The organism is Metapseudomonas phytobenefica (genome assembly GCF_043392685.1).
GTDB lineage: Bacteria > Pseudomonadota > Gammaproteobacteria > Pseudomonadales > Pseudomonadaceae > Metapseudomonas.
Genome location: NZ_JBHZGM010000061.1, coordinates 1 through 6,961 on the forward strand (window position 1 = coordinate 1; position 6,961 = coordinate 6,961).

Genomic DNA, 6,961 nt, shown 5'->3' on the forward strand with positions numbered 1-6,961 from the left:
ACCAGTGTCCTGGAGGGGGTGAACAACCGCATCAAGGTGATCAAACGCATGGCCTATGGCTTTCGGGACTCGGCCTACTTTTTCCTGAAAATCAAGGCCGCCTTCCCCGGGAAAGCGCGATGAACCAAAAAAAAGCCCCGCATGTGCACGGGGCGTAAAGAACCCTGAAATGGGTCAGAACCAGTTGTCCTGCATCGCCAGGCAGGTGTCGTCGCGGGCTTCCAGCAGTGCCAGTTCGTGGTGGCAGCCGGGCACTTCCCAGGTAAGGAAGTAGCGCGCGGCCTGCAGCTTGCCGCGGTAGAAGTCGGCGTCGACGGCGTTGCCACGGGCCAGGCCCTGTTCCGCACGAATCGCCTGTTCCAGCCAGCGCCAGCCAATCACGGTGTGGCCGAATACCTTCAGGTACAGCGCCGAGTTGGCCAGTGCCTGGTTGACCTTGCCCTGCATCAGGTCACCGAGCAGGGCCAGGGTGACGCTGGAAAGCCGTGTTGCCAGGTGCTCCAGCGGCTGGCGCAGGGCCTTCAGCGACTCGTACGCGGCGGCGCGTTCGCAGCATTCATTGATCAGGCGGGTCAGTTGCTTGAGGCCGGCGCCCTTGTTCTGCATGAGTTTGCGGCCCAGCAGGTCGAGGGACTGGATGCCGTGGGTACCTTCGTGGATCGGGTTCAGGCGGTTGTCGCGGTAATACTGCTCCACCGGGTATTCGCGGGTGTAGCCATGGCCGCCGAGGATCTGGATCGCCAGCTCGTTGGCCTTGAGGCAGAACTCCGAGGGCCAGGATTTGACGATCGGGGTGAGCAGGTCCAGTAGCTCATGGGCCTGCTGGCGCTCTTCTTCGGTAGCCAGCGTCTGGGTGTCATCGAACAAGCGCGCAGCGTAGAGGCCGAGGTCGAAGGCGCCTTCCACGTAGGCTTTCTGGGTCAGCAGCATGCGGCGCACGTCGGCATGCTGGATGATCGGCACCTGGGGCGTGGCGGGGTCCTTGCCGTCCGGCAGGCGGCCCTGGGGACGTTCGCGGGCGTACTCCAGGGAATAGAGGTAGCCGGCGTAGCCGAGCATCACCGCGCCCATGCCGACGCCGATGCGCGCCTCGTTCATCATCTGGAACATGTAGGACAGGCCGGCGTGGGGCTTGCCCACCAGGTAGCCGATGCAATCACCGTTATCGCCGAAGTTCAGTGCGGTGGAAGTGGTGCCGCGATAGCCCATCTTGTGGAACAGGCCAGCCAGGATCACGTCGTTGCGCTTGCCCAGGGAGCCGTCGTCGTTGACCAGGAACTTGGGCACGATGAACAGCGAAATCCCTTTCACCCCGGGCGGTGCGTCCGGCAGCTTGGCCAGCACCATGTGCACGATGTTCTCCGACAGCGGATGGTCGCCACCGGAAATGAAGATCTTGTTGCCCTTGATGCGGTAGGTGCCGTCGGCGGCCGGTTCAGCACGGGTGCGGATATCCGACAGCGATGAGCCGGCATGGGGCTCGGTGAGGGCCATGGTGCCGAAGAAGCGGCCCTCGATCATCGGCTGCAGGAAACGCTGCTTCTGCTCCTCGTTGCCGAAGCTCTCGATCAGGTTGGCCGCGCCCATGGTCAGGAAAGGGTAGGCCGAGCTGCCGACGTTGGCCGACTGGAAGTGCGCGAAGCAGGCCTGGGACAGCAGGGTCGGCAGTTGCATGCCGCCCTGTTCGAAGCTGCGGGTGGCATTGAGGAAACCCGCTTCGAGGAAGGCGTCGACCGCCGGTTTCACTTCCGGGATCAGGGTTGCGGCGCCGTCGACGTATTCCGGCTCCTGTTCATCGCCCTTGCGGTTGTGCGGGGCGAAGAACTTTTCGGCGATGCTGCGGGCGGTGCCCAAGGCGGCATCGAAGGTTTCGCGGTTGTGATCGGCGAAACGCTCGCGCTGGGTCAGGGCTTCGGCGTCCAGCACTTCGTAGAGCTCGAAGGCCAGGTTGCGGGAACTGAGCAGGGACTCGGACATGATGGCTCTCCGGTAGGATCAGCCGAGTCTAGATCGGTGAATGAAGGGTGCCCAGCAGCATTTATGAGCGTGATAAAGCGGGTGAAGCCGTGGTGAACCCTGGGCTGGTAGAATGCGCGCCTTGCGAGGACTCCCCATGAACTACCGCCATGCCTTCCACGCCGGCAACCATGCCGACGTGCTCAAACATTTCACTCTGGCCCGTCTGATCGCGCTGCTGTCGCGCAAGGAGGCGCCCTTCGCCTACCTGGACAGCCATGCCGGCGTCGGCCTCTACGACCTTTTGGGTGACCAGGCCAGCCGCACCGACGAATGGCGCGAAGGCATCGGCCGCCTGTGGGACCTGCCCGACCTGCCGGCGCCCATGGCGGATTACCTGAAGGTCATCCGTGAGTTGAACCCGGACGGCAACCTGCGCTACTACCCCGGTTCGCCCGAGCTGGCGCGGCGCCTGACACGTCCGCAGGACCGACTGCAGCTGAACGAAAAGCACCCCGAAGATGGCCTGCTGCTGAAGGACAACATGGCTGGTGACCGCCGCGTCGCCGTGCACCTGGGCGAGGGCTGGCACATCGCGCGGGCGCTGCTGCCGGTGGCGGAGAAGCGCGCGCTGATGCTGATCGACCCGCCGTTCGAGAAAACAGACGAACTGGAGCGCTGCGTCACCGCCCTGCGCGAGGCCATCGGCCGCATGCGCCAGACGGTGGTCGCCATCTGGTATCCGATCAAGGACCAGCGCCAGCTCAGGCGCTTCTACCAGGGCCTGCAGGCCAGCGGCGCACCGAAGATGCTGCGGGCGGAATTGCGCGTGCATGCGGCCGACACCGCAGACTCCGGGCTGAACGGTTCCGGGCTGGCCATCGCCAACCCGCCGTGGGGCATCGAGGACGAGCTACGCCAGACCCTGCCGTGGCTCGCCGAGCGCCTGGCGCAGAGCAAGGGCGGCTGGCAGCTGGATTGGCTAGTGGAGGAGGCTTCAGGCGACAAGCTGCAAGCTGCAGGCAAGAAGCCGAAGCCTTGACCTCGCCTGCCGCTCAGGCCGGCAGACACACCCCGGTGCCACCCAGGCCGCAATAGCCGCCGGGGTTCTTCGCCAGGTACTGCTGGTGATAGGCCTCGGCATAGTAAAAGGCGGGCGCTTCACTGATTTCCGTGGTGATGGCACCGAAGCCGGACTTTTCCAGCTCGTCCTGGAACAGCGCCTGGCTGGCGTGGGCGGCGGCCAGCTGGGCCTCGTCGTAGCAGTAGATGGCCGAGCGGTACTGGGTGCCGACGTCATTGCCCTGGCGCATGCCCTGGGTCGGGTTGTGGGCTTCCCAGAACACCTTCAGCAACTGCTCGAAGCTGGTTTCCCTCGGGTCGAACACCACCAGCACCACTTCGGCGTGCCCGGTCAGGCCGGAGCAGACTTCGTCATAGGTGGGGTTCGGGGTGAAGCCGCCGGCGTAACCCACGGCAGTGGTCCAGACCCCCGGCTGTTGCCAGAAGCGCCGCTCGGCGCCCCAGAAGCAGCCGAGGCCGAACTGGGCCATTTGCAGGCCAGCGGGGAAGGGCCCTCGCAGCGGGCGGCCGTTGACGTAATGGCTGTCGGGCACTGGCATCGGCGTTTCGCGGCCGGGCAGCGCCTGGGCAGCGCTGGGCAGCTCGAGTTTGTGGGCGAGTATTTGCGAACGCAGGACCATCAGCCGTCTCCTCGGGAATGCAATGAATCCCGATGTTACCCCGATTGCGCGGGTGTTTCTCAATGGTTGATCAGGCGCCCCTGCGGTGGGGGTAGCGGCCGAGGTTCTCGAACAGGTGCTTGCCGGAAATCGGCTTGTCGAACAGGTAACCCTGGCCGACGTCGCAGTGCTGGCGACGCAGGAATCCGAGCTGGGCGGCGGTTTCGATGCCTTCGGCGACGACCTTGAGCTTGAGCTTGTGGGCCATGGCGATCACCGCCGAGGTGATCTCCTTGTCGTCCTGGTTCTCGGGAATGTCCTTGATGAAGCTGCGATCGATCTTGATCACGTCGATGGGGAATTTCTTCAGGTAGCTCAGCGAGGAGTAACCGGTACCGAAATCGTCCATCGCCAGGGTCAGGCCAAGGTTCTTCAAGTTGTTGAGCTGGTGGCGGGTCTCGTCGGTGGCTTCCAGCAGCAGGCCTTCGGTGAGCTCCAGCTCCAGTTGCCGGGGCGGCAGCTGCTCTTCGTTGAGGATGGTGGCGATGGAACCCACCAGGTCGGGGTCGCTGAACTGCTTGGGCGACAGGTTGATCGCCACCTGCAGATCCCCGAGGCCGGCGGCGGTGAGGCGCTTGCTCATCCTGCAGGCCTCGCGGATCACCCATTTGCCGATGGGGATGATCATGCCGGTTTCTTCCGCCACGCTGATGAAATGCTCCGGGCTGATCATGCCCTTCTCCGGGTGGTGCCAGCGCAGCAGAGCTTCCATGCCGAGCAACTGGCCGCTCTTCAGGCAAAGCTTGGGCTGGTAGAAGACTTCCAGCTCGTTCTGGGCCAGGGCGCGGCGCAGGTTGTTCTCGACGAACAGCTTGTAGCTGGCTTCGGCGTTCAGCGCCTCGGTGAACAACTGGAGCTGGTGCTTGCCGTTGGCCTTGGCCTTGTGCAGCGCCAGGCCCGCGTGCTTCATCAGGGTCTGCGGGTCGCGCCCGTGCAGCGGTGCGCAGGCGAGGCCCAGGGAGCCGGTGACGCTGATCAGCTGGTTGTCGACGAACAGCGGCTTGTCCAGGGTCTGCAGGACCTGGGCGGCGATCTTCTGGCCGCTTTCCAGGTCGGCGCCGTCGAGCAGCACGGCGAATTCGTTGCTGGCGAAGCGCGCCAGGATGCCATTGGGGGAAAGGCTGTTGCGCAGGCGCCGCGCCAGGCTGACCAGCAGCTTGTCGCCGGTCTGGTGGCCGAGGCTGTCGTTGATCCGCTTGAAGTTGTCGATGTCCACCAGCAGCAGGCAGAGCGGTGTGTCACGGTCGCTGTGGAAGCGCTCCTCGACGGTGCGGATGAAATACGGGCGGTTGCCGAGGCCGGTAAGGTTGTCGGTGTAGGCCAGCTTCTCGATGCGCTGCTGTGCCAGCTTGCTCTGGGTGACGTCTTCGTAGATGCCGATGTAGTGGGTGAGTTCGCCGTGTTCGCCGAACACCTTGGAAATCGACAGCTGGCCCCAGTAGGGCTCGAGGTTCTTGCGCCGGCTGCGGAACTCGCCTTGCCAGCTGTTGCAGGCCGCCAGCCCGGAGCTGGTATCGAACAGCAGTTCACTGAGGTTCTCCAGCGCCGGCAGGTCCGACAGGCGCCGACCGTGCACTTCATCGGCGCTGTACTGGGTAATGGCGGTGAAGCTCGGGTTGACGTATTCCACCAAGCCGTCGCGGTCCACCAGCAGGAAGGCGCTGGCGCTCTGCTCCACGGCCCGCTGGAACAGATGCAGGGCACTGGTGGCGTGGCGTCGCTGCTGGTTGACCATGACCTGGGCGAACTGGTCGGCCAGCTCGCCGGCGAAGGCGATCTCATCGGCCTGCCAGATGCGGGCGGTGCCGGTGTGTTCCAGGCAGAGCACGCCGACCACTTCGCCGCCGACGCGGATGCTGGCGTCGAGCAGGGCGGTGATGCCCTCGGGTTTGAGATATGCCTGGACCAGCTCGCTGGTGCGGGGATCGCTCTGGGCATCGTGGGCATCGATGGCGCGGCCGCTGTGCAGGGCTTCCAGGTAGCGCGGAAACGGGGTCATGTCCATGCTGCCCGGATGTTCGTGGTGGTCCTGCTCGCGGCGGAACAGGCTGACCGCCGTCAGCTGGCTGCCGTCTAGCATCCAGATGCTGGCGCGCGCCACGTCATAGGCTTCGCAGGCCGCCTGGGTGATGAGCCGCGCGGCTTCCTCGGCCGGATTGCTGGAGGTGTAGCGATGGCGCGCCAGGCGCACGATCAGGCTCTGCTGGGCGCGGGAGCGGATCAGGTGCTGCAGGTGGTCTTCCTTGGAGCGCTCGAAGAGTTCCAGTGACATGCGCAGCTGGTTGTTCTGCGCCTCCAGGTCGAGGTTCTTCCTGTGCGCGGCGGGTTCGTTAACCACCAGCAGATAGCCGCGCAGGAGCTGCCGTCCGTGCTGCTGGAAGGGCTCTCCGATCTCCTGCAGGCACAGCGGGCCGCCGGGGGCGTGCAAGGTGTACTGGATGGAGTAGTGGGGCTGCCGCGCCAGTTGCAGCTGCACTTCATCGTGCAGCCGGTAGCGGCTTTCCGGCTCCATCAGGCTGGCGTAGGGCGCGTCGATCAGGGCGCAGAGTTCGCTGGCAGGCAGGCCCAGGGTGCGTTCGCAGGTCGGATCGAGGAAAAGCATCGCCCAGCTGGCTTCATTGAGCCGCTCGAAACGCATCAGGCCCAGCCTCGACGGGACGGGCAACTGCGTCACTATCTCGGCCACCATGCGGCTGGCAGCTTCGGGATGGCTCTTCATCGGGCGCTGGGCTTCCACTTCTCTGACCGGGAGAGGGGTCCGGCCTACATCATCACAGCATCGGGCAAGGGTGCATCATGATGATGGCACTGGCAAGCGTGCCGCGCGGTGCAATCTGCAAGCGGATGCGGGATGGCAGGAACTGTGCGTGAACGCACGGCCGCCTTGTGGGTGGGGCTGTCGAACGGTCAAAAAAAACCCCGCCTCAGGGGGGCGGGGTTGAGGTACGAGCGTGGCGTGCTCGCGAATAGCAACGAGTTACAGCAGCATGGTGCGGATGTCCGCCAGTACGTCGCCGAGGCGCTTGGTGAAGCGTGCGGCGGCGGCGCCGTTGATCACTCGGTGATCGTAGGACAGCGACAGCGGCAGCATCAGGCGCGGCTGGAAGGCCTTGCCGTCCCACACCGGCTGCATGGTGGCCTTGGACACGCCAAGGATCGCCACTTCGGGCGCATTGACGATCGGCGTGAAGCCGGTGCCGCCAATGTGGCCGAGGCTGGAGATGGTGAAGCAGGCGCCTTGCATGTCGTCCGCCGAGAGCTTC

Annotated in this window: 6 protein-coding genes; 2 read left to right on the plus strand and 4 right to left on the minus strand. The window is 64.9% G+C overall.

The genetic code is table 11. From position 1 onward, the window contains the following. Positions 1-123 (plus strand): transposase (locus ACFW0B_RS25500; protein WP_211168216.1); only part of this gene is annotated, 123 nt, incomplete at its 5' end. Between the two features lie 51 nt (positions 124-174). Here ACFW0B_RS25500 and ACFW0B_RS25505 read toward each other — a convergent pair. Further along, the gene (locus tag ACFW0B_RS25505; RefSeq protein WP_449151745.1) at positions 175-1,977 is read right to left on the minus strand and encodes an acyl-CoA dehydrogenase; all 1,803 of its coding nucleotides are present in this window, start codon (positions 1,975-1,977) and stop codon (positions 175-177) included. Between the two features lie 136 nt (positions 1,978-2,113). On the opposite strand from ACFW0B_RS25505, the gene ACFW0B_RS25510 reads away from it, so the two are divergent. Beyond that, positions 2,114-2,998, plus strand: a complete 885-nt coding sequence (locus ACFW0B_RS25510; RefSeq protein ID WP_449151746.1) for a 23S rRNA (adenine(2030)-N(6))-methyltransferase RlmJ — start codon at positions 2,114-2,116, stop codon at positions 2,996-2,998. Between the two features lie 13 nt (positions 2,999-3,011). On the opposite strand, the gene msrA is transcribed toward ACFW0B_RS25510, so the two are convergent. The 3 genes from msrA to ACFW0B_RS25525 all read right to left on the minus strand — a co-directional run. Next, entirely contained in the window at positions 3,012-3,659 is a 648-nt protein-coding gene (msrA, locus tag ACFW0B_RS25515; protein WP_449151747.1) for a peptide-methionine (S)-S-oxide reductase MsrA, read from the minus strand. A gap of 70 nt (positions 3,660-3,729) precedes the next feature. Then, positions 3,730-6,417, minus strand: a complete 2,688-nt coding sequence (locus ACFW0B_RS25520; protein WP_449151748.1) for a sensor domain-containing protein — start codon at positions 6,415-6,417, stop codon at positions 3,730-3,732. 258 nt (positions 6,418-6,675) lie between these two features. Next, positions 6,676-6,961, minus strand: a 286-nt coding sequence (locus ACFW0B_RS25525; protein ID WP_449151749.1) for a 2-oxo acid dehydrogenase subunit E2, incomplete at its 5' end; no start/stop codon positions are given.